Origin of the sequence: Buttiauxella brennerae ATCC 51605 (assembly GCF_001654925.1) — a bacterium.
GTDB lineage: Bacteria > Pseudomonadota > Gammaproteobacteria > Enterobacterales > Enterobacteriaceae > Buttiauxella > Buttiauxella brennerae.
Genome location: NZ_LXER01000002.1, coordinates 1 through 1,327 on the forward strand (window position 1 = coordinate 1; position 1,327 = coordinate 1,327).

The window sequence follows — 1,327 nt, forward strand, 5'->3', positions numbered from 1 at the left end:
GCGGGATTTGAGACGGGTGCTCATCTCACCGTTAAAATATCGAACGGCTGTATTGTGATTATTAAAGACAGCGACGAAGTGGGTGTGCTTAAACATGAGCAGGAAGCACTGCGTCAGCAACTGCGGGATATAAAAATAGCTAACCGGAATATTAAAGCAGTATTGCGAGGAATGGCGAATTAAGTAAAGTGGCCGGAAAGATCTAAGGATCTTTCCGGCCAAAATAATCATCTCGAACTAAGTCTTCTTAACAGAGTTTCAACATAAGTTTTATCACCATTATATATAAACCCTTCTCCATCATCAGGCAAGTTCAATTCGTCAAGCATTATAGATTTCAACAGGCTAATTTTTGAATTATCCTGCTGCTTGGAAAAACCAATCTCTTCAGAAAGATAGCCATCTTTTGTGATTTTTTCTTCCGATGCGATAAATTTTTCAGCACTCCTTATGGACTCATCATGACATTCATAATCTTTATAATATTCAAAGAAAAAATTTAAATCACCGATTAGAGAAAAACTAACAAATAGTTTAGAGTCATCGATTGTAACCTCACGTTCAATTAATGGGATGCTTTTAATTTCACGGCAATCCAACACTATCTTCATGCAATAACCCCAAGAGTTAAGGTGTAATGATTATTCCAGCCTTGGTTCCATCTGGGAATAAAATATTATAATGTGGGTTTGTATCATGCAATATATTGTTAGAGTCATGAACAACATCTGAAAGTGGATTTTTTGTATTATATAAATCACCTCGATATGTTCCTTTTGGCTGTTTCCATACATCACCGAACGCAGTGTCTTTGAATAGATAACCTGAATTAGCAGGGAAATCATCAATATGAGGCCTTAACTCAGCCATATTATCTAATAGTTTTCTCGCATCTTCTGCACTTCTGACAGCCACATCTGTACCATTGCGCAACGCTTCCATATCACGGAGTTGCTGAGTAGTTAAAGGACAAACGCAAGCCAACCCCAGCGGATCAACCCAACTCAACGGGTTATGCACATACCCGTACGGATTCACCCCGCCCGCCAGCCCTATCGGGTCTGCCGAAATGTACTGTCCCGTTTCACTATCATAGTAACGGAAGCGGTTGTAGTGCAACCCGGATTCTGTATCTTCGTATTGCCCCGGAAAGCGCAGTCTGCAACTCAGCTTGTCATCATTTGCACTTTCTTCACGACCCCAGAGCTGTTGCTTGCCGCGCCAGACGATAGTGCCGTCTTCGGTCAGTAATTCCTGAATACGACCGACCGTATCGGTTACCGCATAGTGCAACAGTCCTTTCTCATAACGCGCCAGCGGGGTAAAG

At 41.7% G+C, this 1,327-nt stretch carries 2 protein-coding genes and 1 pseudogene; 1 reads left to right on the forward strand and 2 read right to left on the reverse strand.

The features are described from left to right. A pseudogene (locus M975_RS00370) lies at positions 1–183 on the forward strand (type I toxin-antitoxin system SymE family toxin); the annotation flags it as partial. 44 nt (positions 184–227) lie between these two features. Here M975_RS00370 and M975_RS00375 read toward each other — a convergent pair. Together M975_RS00375 and M975_RS23475 are read right to left on the reverse strand one after the other, a co-directional pair. Then, entirely contained in the window at positions 228–611 is a 384-nt protein-coding gene (locus M975_RS00375) for a hypothetical protein (protein WP_064556612.1), read from the reverse strand. 16 nt (positions 612–627) lie between these two features. Then, positions 628–1,327: RHS repeat-associated core domain-containing protein (locus tag M975_RS23475; protein WP_280643758.1), on the reverse strand; the 700-nt coding region annotated here is incomplete at its 5' end.